The organism is Micromonospora sp. HM5-17 (assembly GCF_003762835.1).
Taxonomy (GTDB): Bacteria; Actinomycetota; Actinomycetes; order Mycobacteriales; family Micromonosporaceae; genus Plantactinospora.
In genome coordinates this window covers 542,164-558,593 of sequence record NZ_RJWA01000003.1, presented here as the reverse complement: position 1 = coordinate 558,593, position 16,430 = coordinate 542,164, and the positions used below count along the sequence as shown (strand labels likewise).

The following is a 16,430-nucleotide window of genomic DNA, read 5'->3' as shown; positions in this document are numbered from 1 at the left end:
CATCCCGCAGACCTTACCCAGGGCTGATCCGCCGGCACGACACGGCGGCCCGCCTCCCGGACCAGCGCCCGCGGCCCGGCCGGGTCAGCCGTGCCAGGAGCGCCAGAGAGCGGCGTACGCGCCCCCGGCGGCGAGCAGCTCGGCGTGGCTGCCGAGCTCGGTGATCCGGCCGTCGTCGAGGACCGCCACCCGGTCCGCGTCGTGCGCGGTGTTGAGCCGGTGCGCGATCGCGATCACGGTACGGCCGGCGAGCACCGCGCCGAGCGCCCGCTCGGTACGCCGCGCCGTGGTCGGATCGAGGGCGGCGGTCGCCTCGTCGAGGATCAGCGTGTGCGGGTCGGCGAGGACGATCCGGGCCAGCGCGAGCTGCTGCGCGTCGGCGGGGTTGAGTTCCCGGGCCCCGTCCCCGAGTTCGGTATCGAGCCCGTGGGGAAGGTCGGCGTACCAGTCGGCGCCGACCGCGACCAGCGCCGCGCGCATCTGCTCGTCGGTGGCCTCGGGCGCGGCGAAGGCCAGGTTGTCGCGGAGCGTACCCATGAAGACGTGGTGCTCCTGGGTGACCAGGACGACCTCGCGGCGCCGCTGTGCCGGGTCGAGGTCGGTGACCGGGCGGCCGCCGAGCAGCACCACGCCGGAGCGGGGCCGGTCGATGCCGGCGATCAGCCGGGCCAGTGTGGACTTGCCGGCACCGGAGGGGCCGACGACGGCGAGCCGTTCCCCGGGGCGGATCTCCAGGTCGATGCCGTGCAGCACGTCCGGGCCGTCGCCGTACCCGAACCGGACACCCCGGAGCGTCACCCCGCGCCCGGACGGCACGCCCGCGCCGCCGCGCGGCTCCGGCGGCACCAGACCGACCCCGAGCACCCGGGCGAACGAGGCCATCCCGCGCTGCGTCTGCTCCGTCCACATCAGCAGCGCGTCCAACGGGTCGATCGCCTGCTGCAGGTAGAGCGCGGCGGCAACCACCTCACCGAGGCTGACCACGTCCCGGTCGAGGAGCGGGCCACCGACGAGGAGCACGGCGGCGACCGGGAGCGCGTAGCTCGCCCCCGCCACCGCAAACACGACCGACCGCAGCCGGAGGGTGGCCCGCCGGGCGGCCCAGAGCCGAGCGATCCGCCCGGTGCCGTGCGCGATCCGCTGGTCGGCCAGGTGAAGCGCCTCGATGGTACGGGCACCTTCGGCGGTGCTGGTCAGCGTCTCGGTCAGCTCCGCGGCCGCCGCCCCCTCGAACAGGTACGCGTCCCGGGCCCGCCGCAGGTACCAGCGGGCCACCACGAAGATCGACGGCAGTCCGGCCAGCGCGACCAGGCCGAGAATCGGGTGCAGCAGGCAGACCGCCCCGAACAGCAGCATGAGCTTCGCCGTGGAGATGACCACGACCGGCACCGCGTCCCGGACGGTCGTGCCGACCAGGTTCACGTCGACGGAGCTGCGGGTGGCGAGGTCGCCGGTGCCGGCGCGCTCGACCACGGAAACGGGCAGCGCCAGGGTACGGCGAACGAACTCCTCGCGCAGCCGGGCGACGGCCCGCTCGCCGAACCGGTGGCCGACGTACTGGGCATACCTGCTGAGCAGGCCCTGCGCCACCACGCAGCCGACGATTCCCAGCGCCAGCCGGTCGAGCCGGCCGGCCCCGGCCCCGGCGGTCACCTCGTCGACGATCATCCCGAGCAGCCACGGCGCGCCGAGCCCGGCGACCGCGGCGGCGGCGTGCAGGACCACCGCGAGGACGACGGCCCGACGGTCCCGGCGGAGGAGATCCCGGGCGGCCCGGCGCACGACGGCGTTCCCCGCCACCGGCAGCCGGGAAGCCGAGGCGGCCACCGGGCCCGGGGTCACCGCAGCACCTCCTCGACCTCGCCCGGGCCGCGGGTCGTGGCGACGTCGCCGGCGTCGGGCGCGGGGGCCCCGCCGTCCCGGGCGACCAGCGCGCGGTAGCCGGGCTCCCGCTCCAGCAGCTCGGCGTGGGTGCCGGTGGCGACGACCCGGCCGCCGGCCAGGTACGCCACCGTGTCGGCGTACCCGAGCAGCAGGGGTGAGGTGCTGAGCAGCAGCGTGGTCCGGCCGGCCCGCGCCGCGCGCAGCCGTTCGGCGATCCGTGCCTCGGTGTGCGCGTCAACGGCCGACGTGGGGTCGAGCAGGATCAGCACCTCCGGTTCGGCGAGCAGCGCCCGGGCGAGCCGTACCCGCTGCCGCTGGCCGCCGGAGAGTCGCCGGGCCCGGTTGTCGAGTTCGGTGTCGAAGCCGTCGGGAAGCGCCTCGACCACGTCGTCGGCCGAGGCGGTCCGTACCGCGGCGCGCAGCGCGCCGTCGTTGAGGTCGTCCCGGATCCGCAGGACGTCCCGCAGCGTGCCGGCGAAGAGGTACGCGTCGTGGTCGGCGACGAGGATCCGGGACCGCACCTCGGCCAGGGGCATCCCGGTCAGCCGCTGCCCACCCCAGGTGGCCTCGCTGACGACGTACCGGCCGAGCCGGTCGGCCAGGGCGGTCGCCTCGGCCGGGTCGGTGGCGGCCACGCCGAACATCCGTCCAGGAGGGACGGTGAGCCCGGTCACCGGGTCGCGCAGCTCGGCCGGGTGGGGCGGGGCCGGAACCGCCGCATGGTCGGAATCGCCGACGTCGTCCGGAGCCAGGTTCAGCAGCGCGACGATGCGGCGGGCGGCGACCCGGCCCCGGATCAGCTGGTAGCTCCCGTCGAGGAGGAACCAGACCGGCACGGCCAGGACCGCGACGTAGCCGTAGACCGCGACCAACTGCCCGACGGTGATGTCGCCGTCGGCGGCCATCCGCGCGGCGAGCCAGACCACGACGGCGAGGAAGAGACCCGGGAGTGCGTGGGTCAGCGCCCGGATCCAACTGCTGACCGCGCCGACCCGGTATCCCTCGGCGAGCAGTTCCCGGGACCGGTCGGCGTAGCGGCGGGCGAAGAGGCCCCGTCCGCCGACCCCGGCGAGCACCCGCAGCCCGGCCACGATGTCCCCGGCCCGGGCCGTGAGCAGACCCAGCCGGTGTCGGTAGACCGTCTCGACCCGGTCCAGCCGACGCAGCATCGGTCCCATCACCGCGACGATCAGCGGCACGCCGAGCAGGATGCAGAGCGCCAGCAGCGGGGAGATCGTCCAGAGGACGACCGCGACGAGCGCGTACGCCACCACCGCGCCGACCCCGGGGCCGGTGATCGTCAGGACGTACGAGGTGTTGCCGATGTCGGCGCCGCCGACGGTGGCGACCTCCCCGGCGGCGAGCTTGCGGGACAGCACCGCGCCGACCCGGGAGAGGTGCCGCAGCAGGACGGCGGCGGAGCGGGCGGTGGCGTCCTCCCGGATGAAGTTCGTGGTGCGGTGCCGCAGGACGCCGAGCCACGCCTGGACGACGCCGGCGACGACGATCGCGAGCCCCCAGAACAGCAGCGCACGCTGGTCGCGGGCGCGGAGCCCGTCGTCGACCGCCTTCGCGATCAGGTACGGCCGCAGTGCCAGCCCGGCCATCCAGGCCGTGCCCAGCAGGCTGCCACGCAGCACCCGCCAGGGTTGGGATCGGGCCAGCCACCAGATGTACCGCAGTGGCCCCCGCGTGTCCGGCGTTCCTGGGTCGGGATGCGGGATCTGCGGCGGCACGCGCCCCAGGCTACCGACGGAACTCCCGGCGTACGGCCCATTTTTGGCCAGATCGCCCCACGTCCGACCGGCCCACCGGCGTGGAGGACACCTCGGGCGCCCCCTCGCGGTGGTGACCCGGGAGGGCGGTCCGGCGCCGGCCGCTCCGACCGAGCCGCGCCCTTGTGGCGGCCGACCACCTTCCCGACGAACCAAATGCATGGGAATATGTCGATACATTGCCGGTGGTCAGGTCACGCGGGTCGCGCCGCCGCCGGGCCTTGGCGGCCTCACCCGCAGACGTTCTCCTGCCCGAAAGGACCCCGATGAGACGCAACCCCCTGTCGCGACTGTCCACTGTGCTCGGTGTCGTCGGGTTGGCCGCCGCGGCGGCCGTGACCGTACCCGCCGGCCCCGCCCGGGCGGCCTCGGCCTGCGACGTCGACTCCCCCACCTCGCCCCGGAGCACCGGCCACTCCGCCACCGTGCCGACCACGGACGCCGGTGACACCGGCTCCCGCCGTAGCCACCCCGGGGCCAATCCATCACCGACGGACGGGCGGGTCACCGACGGGGCGTGCCCCCACCCCGGCCAGCCGCCCGCGGTGCTCGCCGAGCCGACCACGATCGTTGTGCCGGAGGGCGGAAGCGCCGCGTTCCGGGTCTGGCTGAGCCACCCGCCGGCCCAGTCGGTCACCCTGCACATGGGAGTCCAGGGCACCGGCGTCTGGGCCGGCCCGCCGATGCTGCTGGTCTTCACGCCGACGAACTGGAGCATCCCCCAGGGGTACGGCGTGCTGAGCGCCCCGGACGACGACGACGTGGACGACGTCGCCGTCTTCACGCTCTCCGTGCCCGGATACACCCCGGCCACGGTCACCTTCACCCAGCTCGACGACGACCGCGTCCGCTGAGCGGCCCCGCGGGCCCGCCACCGACCCCGGGAACCCGGTGGCGGGCCCGCCCGACCGTGCTCAGCGATCGTCGGGTCGGTCAGACGAGCAGGACGGCGAGTCCGGCCAGCGCGGCCGTACCGATCACCAGCAGGATGATCTCCCAGGTGAAGGTCTGGGACAGATCATCGACCGTGCCCTCGGCGGATCCGTCCACCCCGTTGCGCCGGTCCAGGATGAGCCGACCGGGGTCCCAGGCGACGGTCGCGACCACCCCGGTCGCGACCACGGGCCGGTCCGCCGAGGCGACGAACTCCCGCTCGATCCGCTGCTCGTGCCGGCTGCTGTTCGGATCCTCGATCTCGGCCGCGGCCACCAGCATCGGGTTCCTGCTCAGAAGCAGCCGGCGGGTCCGCACCTCGTGCGCGAGTACCACCGTCGCGCCGTCGTCGCCGTGCAGCATCAGATCACCCTGCTCGGGGCCGAGGGTGATCGTACTCTCGCTGTAGTTGTCGCTGACCGTCCGGTTTCGGATGAACACCGACTGGTAGCCGACGCACGGCGTGCGGCTGCGCGCCGCGGACACCACGGGCCCGACAGCGGTACGGCCGACGACCACCACGGCGGTGCCGGGTGTGGCGGCGGCGAACTCGGCACAGGTCAGCACCGGGCGGCGACGAACAGCCCGCCACCGCCGCGCCAGTCGTACGGCGGCACGGGCCAAGAACGCGGCACCGAGGCCGGCGACGACAGCCAGGAGCATCAGGACGCCCCCGGTCGATCGCAACGGACCAGGTCATCGGGCCGGCCCACGACGCTCACCACACGAGCCGGCCGGGTGGTTGCCGAGATCGTCATGGATCAATGGTGGCCGGATTCGGCCGGCCGGTCTACGCCCCAGGCGCCCCGCGGTGGGCGGCGCGACACCCCTCCGCGGGAGGCGGCCCTGCGCCCCGCGGTGGGCGGTGCGACACCGCGCCGGACCGCCCGAGGTGGCGCAGCCAGGCCCGCCGCCTCACCACACACCGACAGGTGTCTGTCCCGCGCGTGTCCGCAACGATTCGCTGGTCGGCCCGGTCAGACACGCAACGATCAGCCGAAGGATGCAATCTTCACCAGTAGGTCCTGCCGGCCGGCGCGCATACCGTGGGTCTCGGCGCCAGCCCGTGAGCCGTACGGAGGCCGGGCGCGCCCGAATCCCCTGGAGCAGGACCATGACGTTGGACGCCATCCCGAGGCCGGAGCGCGGCGATTCCGCCGACCCCGGTCGCAGCCTGGACCGGCTGCGCGGCGGGCCCACGCCGTCCGACCCGGCACAGCCCCGCCAGCAGACCCGGCGCCGGTACCTGATGTGCCGGCCGACGTACTTCGCCGTCACGTACGCGATCAACCCCTGGATGGACCCGACCGCGCCGGTGGACACCGCGCTCGCTCTCCGGCAGTGGGAGACGCTACGGCAGACGTACCTGGACCTCGGGCACATCGTCGACGAGATCGAGCCGCTGCCCGGGCTACCGGACATGGTCTTCGCGGCGAACGGCGCGACGGTGATCGACGGCCGGGCGCTCGCGGCGCAGTTCCGCGACCCGGAACGCGCGGACGAGGCCCCGGCGTACGCCGCGTGGCTCGACCGGGCCGGATTCGAGGTGCACGAGGCCAAGCACGTCAACGAGGGCGAGGGCGATCTCCTGCTCGTCGGTGACCTGCTGCTGGCCGGCACCGGCTTCCGGACCAGCCACGCCGCGCACGCGCACGTCCAGGAGGTCTTCGGCCGACCGGTGGTCACGCTGCAGCTGGTCGATCCGCGCTTCTACCACCTCGACACCGCGCTCTGCGTGCTGGACGACCGGACCGTGGCGTACCTGCCGGAGGCGTTCTCCCCGGGCAGCCGGGCGGTGCTGCGCCGGCTCTTCCCGGACGCCGTGCTGGCCACCCCGGCCGACGCGGCGGTCCTCGGCCTCAACGCGGTGAGCGACGGGCGGCACGTCGTGCTCCCGGCCCAGGCCACCGGGCTGTCGGCCGCGCTGCGCGACCGGGGGTACGACACAATTGGTGTTGATTTGTCCGAGCTACGCAAGGCCGGTGGCGGACCGAAGTGCTGCACCCTGGTGCTGCGAGAGCGAGAGGCGATCAAGTGACCGTGAGTGCGAAGAGTGAGCACGCGCAGCGCGTGAACCCCGCGGTCGTGAACGAAGGAGGGCTGGTGGACGACGGGCTGCGCACCCCCGAGGCGGTACGCGACGCCGAACGCTGGACGGCGCACAACTACCACCCGCTGCCGGTGGTGATCTCCTCCGCGGAGGGCGCCTGGGTCACCGACATCGACGGCCGCCGGTACCTGGACTGCCTGGCCGGCTACTCGGCGCTGAACTTCGGCCACCGCCACCCGGCGCTGATCGCCGCCGCACACGCCCAGCTCGACCGGCTCACCCTGACCAGCCGGGCCTTCATCCACGACCAGTTCGCCGACTTCTGCCGGGAACTGGCCCAGCTCTGCGGCAAGGACCTGGTTCTGCCGATGAACACCGGGGCCGAGGCGGTCGAAACCGCGATCAAGGTGTCCCGGAAGTGGGGCTACCGGGTCAAGGGCGTGGCGGCGGGACAGGCCACCATCGTGGTCGCCAAGGGGAACTTCCACGGGCGTACCACCACGATCGTCAGCTTCTCCACCGACCCCGAGGCCCGCAACGACTTCGGCCCGTACACCCCCGGGTTCCGGATCGTCCCGTACGGCGACCTGGCCGCGCTCGCCGAGGCGATCGACGAGACCACGGTCGCGGTCCTGCTCGAACCGATCCAGGGCGAGCAGGGCGTCATCGTCCCGCCACCCGGCTACCTCCCCGGGGTCCGCCGGCTCTGCACCGAGCGCAACGTGCTCTTCGTCGCCGACGAGATCCAGTCCGGGCTCGGCCGGACCGGCGACACCTTCGCCTGCGACCACGAGAACGTCGTCCCCGACATGTACGTCCTCGGCAAGGCGCTCGGCGGCGGCATCGTCCCGGTCTCGGCGGTCGTCGCCGACCGGGAGGTACTCGGCGTCCTGCGCCCCGGCGAGCACGGTTCCACCTTCGGCGGCAACCCGCTGGCCTGCGCGGTCGGCACCGCGGTGGTCCGGCTGCTCGCCACCGGTGAGTTCCAGCGCCGCTCGGCCGAACTGGGCGCCCGGCTGCACGCCGGCCTGCGCGCGATGGTCGGCGAGGGGCTGGTCGCGGTCCGGGGCCGGGGGCTCTGGGCCGGCGTCGACATCGATCCGGCGCTGATGACCGGACGACAGGCGTGCGAGCGGCTCGCCGAACGCGGCGTCCTGGCCAAGGACACCCACGGCTCCACGATCCGCCTGGCCCCGCCGCTGGTCGTCACGGCCGACGAGGTGGACCACGTCGTCGCACAGCTCGCCGCCGTACTGGCCTGACCGGAGCCCGTCGTCGCCACGGCCCTCGCCACACCCCGGCGCGGGTGGAGGGTGCCGCGCCGACGCTTCGGGCGGGGCGCGCCCGGCCGGGCGCGCCCCGCCTCCGCTCGAGACACGGCCGTTCCGCCCGGGCGCGGACACCCCGGACACGTAGGCCTCGCGTACCGCGCGCGGAGCGGGAACCAGCGCCGGATGTACCCGGGACTCCGGGCCGGTCAGCCCCGGTCGCCCAGCCGAATCGCCATGGTCGGCGCCTCGGCCATCACCGAGGTCGGGTTGACCATCCCGCCGGAGGTCCAGGTGTTGGCCCGCGCCACCTGCACGCCCGGGTACAGCTCCACGATGTCGCCGGGACGCATCACCCGGGACTGCTGGCGGGCCAACGCGATCCGCTCGGCCTCATCCATCGAGCCACCGGGGCGTACGCCGGAGCCGTTGGTGCTCACGTCCTGCACGATCAGGTCGGCGCCGCGCAGCTCGAAGCGGACGTGGCTGCGGCTGATCCAGCGCCGCGCCTCGTCGTTGAGCCACTGGCCGAGCCGGATCCCCCCGGAGTCCTCGGGCGCCCGCCCCACCACCACCGGGCGTTCGGAGGTCACCACGAACCGGCGCCGCACCATGCCGCCGATCCGCACCGAGAGCACCTCGGTGGCGGGTCGCGGGCCGGCGTCGATGAGTCGGTGCTCGTGCCGGGGACAGGTCGGCATCCCGGTCCGCAGCGTCGGTGGCGGCTGGCCACTCGGCTTCCGGTCGATCCGGGCCAGATCGGCGAAGGCGCCGCCCCCCTCGCCGCCGAAGAGCACGCACCCGGGCTCCCGGCAGCGCCACGTCCGTGCCAGCAGCTTCCGACCGGTCGGGGACGGGCCGCCCGGAGCCGGCGGAGCACCCTTCACCCGGGGCACCAGGACCGGTCCACCCGCGCCGGGCAGCGGAGCGAGGAGCCGACCCGGCTGACCGGTGACCCAGGGGTAGCGGCCCGCCAGACCGTCGTAGCGGTTCCGGCTCAACACCGGCAGACCCAGCAGGTCGGCCACCTCCAGCACCCGGTCGCCGGGGTTGTTCATCACCTCGACGAGACCGTCGTCGGCCCAGCGCCGGAGCACCATACGTTCGTTCGAGGTCAGATCGGCCTCGCTGAGCAGGGCGCGGTGCACCACCGCGTACACCGGGACGTTGTCCTCCTCGAGATGACGGCTCAGCGCGTCCATGATCATGCCCAGCCGCAGGGTGCTGGCCGGCCGGCCACCGTCCAGGTCCGTGTAGCGAACCACCTCGGCGAGGTCGAGCACCGCCCGGACCAGCGAGGGATCGGTGCTGACCCGGCCCTCGATCGCGTCGAGGACCTTGCTTATCTCGAATCTCACGCCGCTCCCCGGACCGTCTCGTCAATCCGCCGCGCCAACTCGATGTCGCGTCGGGTGACTCCGCCCACCGCGTGAGTGACGCACCGGAAGGTCACCGTCCGCCACCGGATGTCGATGTCGGGATGGTGGTCGAGTTTCTCGGCGACCACCGCGACCCGGTCCACGACGTCGATCGCCTCCCGGAATCCGGGCAACTCGACCGTACGGCCGATGCCAGCCGGGTCACCGGACCAGCCGTCCAGCCCCTCCAGCTCGGCCCGCACCGTCTCCGCGTCCAGCACCTCTGCCATGGGCAGACCTTACCGCCGTGGCTGACGACGCGGAGACCGTCCGGGCGTACCTAGCGCGCCCCGGCGCGGAGTGGGGCGCCGACGTCGTGCAGGTGCCGCAGCGCCTGCCGGTACGAGTCGAACAGCCCGGTCTGCTCGTACGGGATGCCCCGCTCCGCGCAGAACGCGGCCACGATCGGCTGGGCCCGCCGAAGGTTGGCGCGCGGCATGCTCGGGAAGAGGTGGTGTTCGATCTGGTAGTTGAGCCCGCCGAGCAGCACGTCGACGACCGCGCCGCCCCGCACGTTGCGCGAGGTCAGCACCTGCCTGCGGAGGAAGTCCAACTCGTCGTCGGCGGTCAGCACCGGCATGCCCTTGTGGTTCGGCGCGAACGAGCAGCCCAGGTAGACCCCCAGAGTCCCTGGTGCACGGCGAGGAAGGCGAGGGCCCGGAGCGGGGAGAGCACGGTGAAGAGCGCCCCGAGATAGCCGGCGAAGTGCACGGCCAGCAGCAGCGCCTCGGTACGCCGGTGGCGCATCGGCGTACCGAAGAGGGCCCGGACGCTCGCCACGTGCAGGTTCACCCCTTCCAACAGCAGCATCGGAAAGAACAGGTACGCCTGGTGCCGGGCCAGCCAGCGCCGAAAGCCCCGGGTCTCGCGTGCCTGCTCCTGCGTCCAGACCAGTGCTCCCACGCCGACGTCCGGGTCGTGCTCCGTGTGGTTCGGGTTCGCGTGGTGCCGGTTGTGCTTATCCATCCACCAGCCGAAACTGAGCCCGGTCGCCAGGTTGCCGGCGATCAGACCGGCCACCTCGCTGGCCCGCCGGTGCCGGAACATCTGCCGGTGTCCGGCGTCGTGCCCGAGAAAGGCGACCTGGGTGGTGGCGACGGCGAGGAAGGCCGCCACCGGAAGTTGCCACCAGGAGTCCCCAACCAGCGCGAAGACGACCCAGCCGGCGACGAGGCAGCCGACGGTCACCCCGATCCGGGTGACGTACCAGGCGGTGCGGCGGCGCAGCAGCCCGGCCGCGCTGATCCGGCGGGACAACTGTGCGTAGTCACTACCTCGGCGCGCGGCCGGCGCGGTGGTCGCCATGTCTTCCCCAAACCCCCTCCGTGCGGCATCCCGCCCGGTCGGGCGGGTATGGCCCACAGTCTTGGGCGATTGGTTGCGCTGAGTAATCCCGCAGACCCCCGGATCGGGGGGGGTGGTAGCACCCCTCTCGGGCGTCCGGTCAGCTCATCCGGCCCACCGCGGCTCGGAGTCGACGCAGGTCCCGGCGCCGCCGCTCGTAGGTCACCGCCAGGCCGATGAGCGCGCAGCCACCGGCCGCCAGGAAGATCCAGCGCGGCAGCCGATCCCAGACGGCGACCACCTCCCGCACCGCGAGCACGGCCAGCACCAGCCCGCCGAGCACCACCGGCGCCTGCCGCCGCCACCGGGCGCCGACCAACACGGTGACCAACGCGCCGGCCCCGAGCAGCAGCCGACGCAGCGGCTGCCCGTCGGCGACCAGCACCGAGACCAGACTCGGCAGCAGCGCCGCACCGAGACCGGGGCCGTATCCGAGCCAGCTGCTCAACGTCGGCCAGGCCCGCAACGCCAGCCCGCCGACCAGCAGCCCCACCACCGCCGCCGGCAGGGTGTACGCCTCGACCGGGGCCACCCGGGCCGCGGCGAGCAGCAGCCAGACCCCGAACAGTTCGGCGACGCCTGCCCCGGCGACGTACGCCCAGCGACGCGGTTCCGGCTCCGCCGGCCGCAGCGCCCGCAGACCCAGCGCCACGCCCCAGAGGAGGCAGACCGTCGCGGTGTATCGGACCGCCCCGGCGGTCAGCGCCACCGCGACCAGGGCGGCGCCGTGCCCGGTGACCTCGACGGCGGCCCCCTCGACCCGCCGCGCGGCACCCGGCACGGCGCAGCCGGCCGACTCGACGGTGCGCGCCGCCGAATCGCCGGGCGACCCGGCTTCCCCGACCGGCCGGGCCGCCCCGGACGCCGTACCCACCCTCCGCAGCAGCACCCCGCCGGCCACCGTCACGGCGGCCACCGCGAGTACCAGCAGCGCGGCATACCGGAGCGGCTGGTCGGCGGCGCGCGGACCGGCCACCGCGAGCAGAACGGCCGCCGTCACCGCGGCCAGCCAACCCGGGATCCGGGCCGTCACGCGCCGGCCGGCCACCCCGACGGCCAGCCCGGTCGCGGTCAGGACCGCCAGCCCGACGATCGTGCCGGGCCGGGTCGGGACGAGACCGGCGAGGCCCGCCCCGGTGAGCGGCAGTCCGAGCGGTACGCCGACCCGCGCGGCCCGGCCGACCCGGGCCGAGACCGCCGCGCCGAGCAGGGCCGTCAGGCCGCCGGCGAACACGGTCGCCGGCACGGTCGGCCAGGGGGCGCCGACGGCGGCGAGCCCGGCCGGCACCGCGACCGCCAGGCACGACGCGACGGGCACGGCCGCCCTCCGCCAGGTGCCGTGCCGGGCCCGGTGGAGCACCGCCGCTGTCGCGGCGACCAGCAGCAGGGTCACCGCGGCCGGCACGTCGGGCCGCCACTCGCCCGGATGCAGGCCGACCCCAGCCGGCGTCCCCGACCAGATCCGGGGCAGCCAGGCGTACGGCGCGACGAGCACCGCGCCGACGGCCGGGGCGACCGCCACCGCGACCCGGGCCAGCAGCACCGTCGCGGGGACCAGCGGAATGACCGGGAACGGAGCGCCGCCCTCCCCGGCCGGCGACGCCGCCGATCGGGCGTCCAGCGGTCGCCGCCCCCGGGCCGCGGCGAGGAGGGCGACCGTCGCCAGCAGCACCCCGGCGGCGTACACGCCGGACGGTTCGTCGATCCCGGGCAGCGCCGGAGCGAGACCGACCGCCAGCATGACCACCGAGAGCGCACTGCCCGCGTACGGACGGTATTCGGCAGGCATCCACCGGGGCCGGAGCAGCACGGCGGCGGTCAGCGACACGGTGACGGCGAGCGCGGCCCGCGTCTGCCACCAGGGCGGTACGCCCACGGCGACCAGACCGACGACCACCGCGGCCGGCGTCGCCAGCACCGCGACCGCGAGCGCGGCGCCGCCCACCCGCCGGACCGCTCCGGTCAGCGGGGCGGGGACAGGGCCCGCCGGTCCCCGGTCGCCCGCCGCCGGAAGCGGCGGCGTGCCGGGCCGGGCCGCCGTCGCGGCGACCGTCACCCCGAGCAGCACCGTCGCGGCCAGGACCCCGGCGGCAGCGGCCGGGCGGGCCAGCCCCACCAGCAGGGCGTGCCCGGCGAGCGCGGCCCCGGCGCCGGCCAGCGCGCCGACCGCCCGACCGGATCGGGGCCTCCCGACGGCAGCCAGGGCCAGCGCCGCCGCCATGCCGAGGCTGAGCACCGCCGGAAGCCACCAGGGCAGTGCCACCGCGGTCGGAAGCGCCAGGACCGTCAGCACCGCACCGGTCAGCGCCACCGGCCGGCGACCGCGCGACGGCAGCAGCGGTAGGAGGCCGCCAACCGCCACCGGCAGCGCGACCGGCGCCTGCCAGTCGAACGGGCCGATCTCGGCGGTCAGGTCGGCCCGCCACGGCGGCTGGGAGCGCAGCGCGGTGGCGAGCCCCGTGGCCAGCGCCATCAGCCCGGCCAGGGTGGCCACCGAGCCGACCAGCACCACTCCGCCGGCATACGGGCCGGGCCGCACCCCGGCCGGAAGGAGCCGCGTGGTGGCGGCCACCGCTCCGGCGAGCACCGCGCCGACGAGGGCCGCGCCGACCAGCGCCGGCCCGCCGAGGTCGACGACCGCCCGGAGCAGGGCGATCCCGAGCGCCACCACGGTGAGCCCGGCGGCGACCGCCCCGAACCCCTGGTGCCGGGTCAGCACTGCTCCGGCGACCAGCAGCACCGGCGACACCAGCAGCGGGACGCCGGCGCCCGGACCGTCGATGGACGCCAGCGCCAGCAGCGCGCAGAACCCGGCGAGCAGCACCGCACCCCCGTAAGCGAGCCACGCGACGACCCGACGCACCAGGCCGAGCGGTCCGTCGTCCCGCCCCCGGGTGAGGCCGAGATCGACCACCGCCAGGGCGGCGAGCGCCAGCGTCCAGCCGGTGGCGCCGGCACCGGCGTCGTACGCCAGCAGCGGCGGCATCGGCTGGAGCAGGAGCAGCCCGGCGAACCACGGCGCGGCGAGCCCGGTGAGCCGCCGGTAGCCGGCGGCCACCAGCGCGCCGACGCCCAGGACCAGCACCGCGTACCGGACCCGGGGCCAGCCGGCCACGTCGAACAGGTTGACGGCCCAGACGGCGTACCCGTCGAGCAGCACCAGGAGCAGACCGAGCGCCGCGAAGGTCTCGGCGGTCGCGGGGAGGCCGCGCCCGCGGGCCACGACGGGTACCGCCAGCACCAACGCGGTCAGCCCGGCGAGCACCGCCGCCTGGTTGACGATCCCCATCGCCGGCCAGGCGACCACGGTGAAGCCGATGGCAGCCGCTCCGACCAGCAGGCCGCCCAGGGCGAACAGGATGTTCTGCACGACCCGGGTGGAGGCCTCCGGGCGTACCGGTGTCGCGGCTGGCCCGGACGCGGCGACCGGACCGGACGCGACGACGGGCTGGGCGGGCCACGCGGCCCGGGCGGCCCGCGCGGCAGCGGCGGCGACGCGGACCTGGCCGGCCAGCAGGTCGCGCCGCTGCCGGGTGCGCCAGAGCGCGGCCTCGACCGACCGGTACGCCTCCCGCGCCCGGACCAGTTCGACCGAGAGCGCGCCGAGTTCGGCGTTGAGCCGGACGACCTCCGCCGCGACCGGATCCGGGCCACGACCGCAGCCGGGACATCCGGTCGCCAGATCGGCGCCCGCGCCGCATACCGGGCAGGGGTACGCCCGCACCGCATGAACCATGCCGCCATGCTGCGGCAGCCGGCCGGCGGCGCACAGAGTGCGCGTACCTACCCGGGCCCGACCGCCCGGGCGCCCGCCCTGGTCCCGGGGCGGCGCCGAGTCCCGCCGCGCGCTACCGCGAGTCCTCGCCACGGCGATGCGCGTCGATCCAGGCGTCGATCCGCGCCCACCAGTCGTAGAGCCACTCGATCCGCTCCTCACGGCCCGCCGGCACCTCCTCCGGCGGTACGGACCAGAACCGCATCACGATCCGCTTGTCCATCGGCAGTTCCCGCCACACGTCGGCGACGGTGAGCATCCGGTCCAGCCCGGTGTGCGCGACGAAGAGCACCCCGGCCTCCGGGGCGGCGTCCAGGGCGGCCAGCACGCCGCCCGGGTGCGGGGCGAGGACGTGCCGCATCGCCTCGGCCCGCTCCGCCATCGCGTCCAGGCCCCGGGAGCGGAGCAGGTCGATGGCGCGCAGCCGGCGACGCGGGGTGAAGTTGCCTCCCTCGGGAAAGATCACGAAGGCGTCGTCGGCGTCGAGGTCGCGGGCAAGGTGCCCGATCTGCTCGGCGAGGGTCTCCCGGGACGCACCGCCGCGCCCGCCGGGGCCGACCCGCCGCGCCCGGCGTCCCCCCGCGACGAACCGGTTCGGCAGCCGGTTGAGCAGGACGTCGATGGCCGGGTCCCACTGCAGGGTGTCCTTCACCACGATGCGCGGCTCCCGCTTGAACCAGTTGACCAGCGCGTGAATCAGGATGAAGGAGTCACCCGGTCCGGCGTGCCGGCAGAGGACCAGTTCGGGACGCCCGGGCAGTGCGGTGTCCGGGTCGGCGCCGACCACGTCGATACGCAGCCGAAGGGTCCACCTGGCCTGCCAGAACAGAGCGGTGAGAAACCACCCGGCCAGCAGGTGGTGGGCGCGCTGGAACGCCGGGGAGCGCTTGTACCCGCCGAAGCCCGAGGCGATCCAGAGCCCGAAGAGCGCGACCAGCGCGGCGGCATCCCAGACCAGGTAGACGATGGCGAACCAGAGCAGGCGCAGCGGGCGGAGGTAGCCGGACACCAGCGGCGAGGCCACCGCCGCGATGAGCAGCCACACCGGCAGCGTGGTCACCACCAGGACGGCGAGCAGCACCGTACCGGGAGCGATCACGAGTCGCCGGACCCACCGGGGCGGCAGCGGCATCAGTCGAGGTCCACGTACTCGGCGAGGTAGCGCCGGGAGGCGGTGTAGGCACGGCTGATCCGCCGGCCCACCGCCGCCATGTCCCGGTACGCCCACGGGGTGTCGTCCCGCGGCCCGAGCCCGCCGGTCGGTAGCACGTGAACGTCCACGTCGTCGGGCAGCGCCGACATCTCCCGGGCGAACCGGTGCCGCCGGGCGATCTCGAACGCCACCTGGGCGATCTCCCACGGCCGGCGCGGCGGACTCAGCGGCCGCTCGATCCGCCCCACCTGGAGTACGAAGATCCGCTTGGCGCCCGCCTGCACCGCCTCGCCGATCGGGATCGAGTTGACGATGCCCCCGTCGATGAAGTGCTCCCCGTCGATCTCGGCTGGTGGCAGCAGGCCGGGGACCGAGGCGGAGGCGAGCACCGCCGGAACCAGGGGGCCACTGCTGAACCAGTGCTCGGCGGCGCGTTCGATGCTCGCCGCGCAGCACCGGAACGGGATCGCCAGGTCGGCGAAGGTGGTCGTCTCGCCGAGTTCCGTCTCGAGGAGCCGACGCAGCGGGCGCGGCGAGTGCAGGTGGGTACGGGCGGCGAAGCGCCGCAGTTGCCGGGCGATGGAGTCGCCGTAGACCTCACTCGCCTCCGGTGACGCCCAGAGCCGGACCAGCCGGTTGGTGACCGCCTCGGTCGGGTCGGCGGCGACGAGCGCGCCGTTGACCGCGCCGATGGACGTACCGAGGACGAAATCGGGGCGGATGCCGGCCCGGAACAGCGCCCGCAGCATCCCGACCTCGACGGCGCCGAGTACCCCGCCACCGCCGAGCACGAACGCGACCGGACCGCTGACCATGCGTTCATCCTGGCA

General features: G+C 74.9%; 11 protein-coding genes and 1 pseudogene. 3 read left to right on the top strand and 9 right to left on the bottom strand.

The features are described from left to right. Nucleotides 1-84 precede the first annotated feature (84 nt). Complete coding sequence (locus EF879_RS11935) at nt 85-1,842, bottom strand: ABC transporter ATP-binding protein (protein WP_233604391.1); 1,758 nt, start codon at nt 1,840-1,842, stop codon at nt 85-87. Further along, nucleotides 1,839-3,524 (bottom strand): ABC transporter ATP-binding protein, encoded by a 1,686-nt coding sequence (locus EF879_RS11930; RefSeq protein WP_199736385.1) that lies wholly within the window; start codon nt 3,522-3,524, stop codon nt 1,839-1,841. The genes EF879_RS11935 and EF879_RS11930 overlap by 4 nt, the downstream gene beginning before the upstream one ends. Nucleotides 3,525-3,925: 401 nt before the next feature. On the opposite strand from EF879_RS11930, the gene EF879_RS11925 reads away from it, so the two are divergent. Next, nucleotides 3,926-4,513, top strand: coding sequence for a hypothetical protein (locus EF879_RS11925; protein WP_148086411.1), 588 nt, complete (start codon nt 3,926-3,928; stop codon nt 4,511-4,513). A gap of 79 nt (nt 4,514-4,592) precedes the next feature. On the opposite strand, the gene EF879_RS11920 is transcribed toward EF879_RS11925, so the two are convergent. After that, nucleotides 4,593-5,255, bottom strand: a complete 663-nt coding sequence (locus EF879_RS11920; RefSeq protein ID WP_123557804.1) for a hypothetical protein — start codon at nt 5,253-5,255, stop codon at nt 4,593-4,595. A 451-nt stretch (nt 5,256-5,706) separates the two neighbouring features. Here EF879_RS11920 and ddaH point away from each other — a divergent pair, with 451 nt between their 5' ends. Both ddaH and rocD read left to right on the top strand, forming a co-directional pair. Continuing rightward, nucleotides 5,707-6,630 (top strand): dimethylargininase, encoded by a 924-nt coding sequence (gene ddaH, locus EF879_RS11915; protein ID WP_370375482.1) that lies wholly within the window; start codon nt 5,707-5,709, stop codon nt 6,628-6,630. Nucleotides 6,631-6,692: 62 nt separating this feature from the next. Further along, on the top strand, nt 6,693-7,904 hold the full coding sequence (gene rocD, locus EF879_RS11910; RefSeq protein ID WP_123558407.1) for an ornithine--oxo-acid transaminase: 1,212 nt from the start codon (nt 6,693-6,695) through the stop codon (nt 7,902-7,904). A gap of 215 nt (nt 7,905-8,119) precedes the next feature. On the opposite strand, the gene EF879_RS11905 is transcribed toward rocD, so the two are convergent. From EF879_RS11905 to EF879_RS11880, 6 genes and pseudogenes are all read right to left on the bottom strand, one after another. After that, nucleotides 8,120-9,268, bottom strand: a complete 1,149-nt coding sequence (locus EF879_RS11905; RefSeq protein WP_123557802.1) for an FHA domain-containing protein — start codon at nt 9,266-9,268, stop codon at nt 8,120-8,122. Then, nucleotides 9,265-9,558 carry a 4a-hydroxytetrahydrobiopterin dehydratase gene (locus tag EF879_RS11900; protein WP_123557800.1) on the bottom strand — a complete coding sequence of 98 codons (294 nt, stop codon included), beginning with the start codon at nt 9,556-9,558 and terminating at the stop codon, nt 9,265-9,267. Before EF879_RS11900 ends, EF879_RS11905 begins: the two co-directional genes overlap by 4 nt. 50 nt (nt 9,559-9,608) lie before the next feature. Next, nucleotides 9,609-10,633, bottom strand: a pseudogene (locus EF879_RS11895) (fatty acid desaturase). A gap of 139 nt (nt 10,634-10,772) precedes the next feature. Next, on the bottom strand, nt 10,773-14,408 hold the full coding sequence (locus EF879_RS11890; RefSeq protein WP_123557798.1) for an SCO7613 C-terminal domain-containing membrane protein: 3,636 nt from the start codon (nt 14,406-14,408) through the stop codon (nt 10,773-10,775). Nucleotides 14,409-14,520: 112 nt separating this feature from the next. Beyond that, entirely contained in the window at nt 14,521-15,579 is a 1,059-nt protein-coding gene (locus EF879_RS11885; RefSeq protein WP_123557796.1) for a 1-acyl-sn-glycerol-3-phosphate acyltransferase, read from the bottom strand. Beyond that, nucleotides 15,579-16,415 carry a patatin-like phospholipase family protein gene (locus EF879_RS11880; RefSeq protein ID WP_123558406.1) on the bottom strand — a complete coding sequence of 279 codons (837 nt, stop codon included), beginning with the start codon at nt 16,413-16,415 and terminating at the stop codon, nt 15,579-15,581. The genes EF879_RS11885 and EF879_RS11880 overlap by 1 nt, the downstream gene beginning before the upstream one ends. Between the last annotated feature and the right edge of the window lie 15 nt (nt 16,416-16,430).

Excerpts from the sequence above, each read along its gene's own strand:
- EF879_RS11925 (WP_148086411.1), top strand. The coding sequence starts at position 3,926 with ATGAGACGCAACCCCCTGTCGCGACTGTCCACTGTGCTCGGTGTCGTC.
- EF879_RS11920 (WP_123557804.1), bottom strand. The coding sequence starts at position 5,255 with ATGCTCCTGGCTGTCGTCGCCGGCCTCGGTGCCGCGTTCTTGGCCCGT.
- ddaH (WP_370375482.1), top strand. The coding sequence starts at position 5,707 with ATGACGTTGGACGCCATCCCGAGGCCGGAGCGCGGCGATTCCGCCGAC.
- EF879_RS11900 (WP_123557800.1), bottom strand. The coding sequence starts at position 9,558 with ATGGCAGAGGTGCTGGACGCGGAGACGGTGCGGGCCGAGCTGGAGGGG.
- EF879_RS11890 (WP_123557798.1), bottom strand. The coding sequence starts at position 14,408 with ATGGTTCATGCGGTGCGGGCGTACCCCTGCCCGGTATGCGGCGCGGGC.
- EF879_RS11885 (WP_123557796.1), bottom strand. The coding sequence starts at position 15,579 with ATGCCGCTGCCGCCCCGGTGGGTCCGGCGACTCGTGATCGCTCCCGGT.
- EF879_RS11880 (WP_123558406.1), bottom strand. The coding sequence starts at position 16,415 with ATGGTCAGCGGTCCGGTCGCGTTCGTGCTCGGCGGTGGCGGGGTACTC.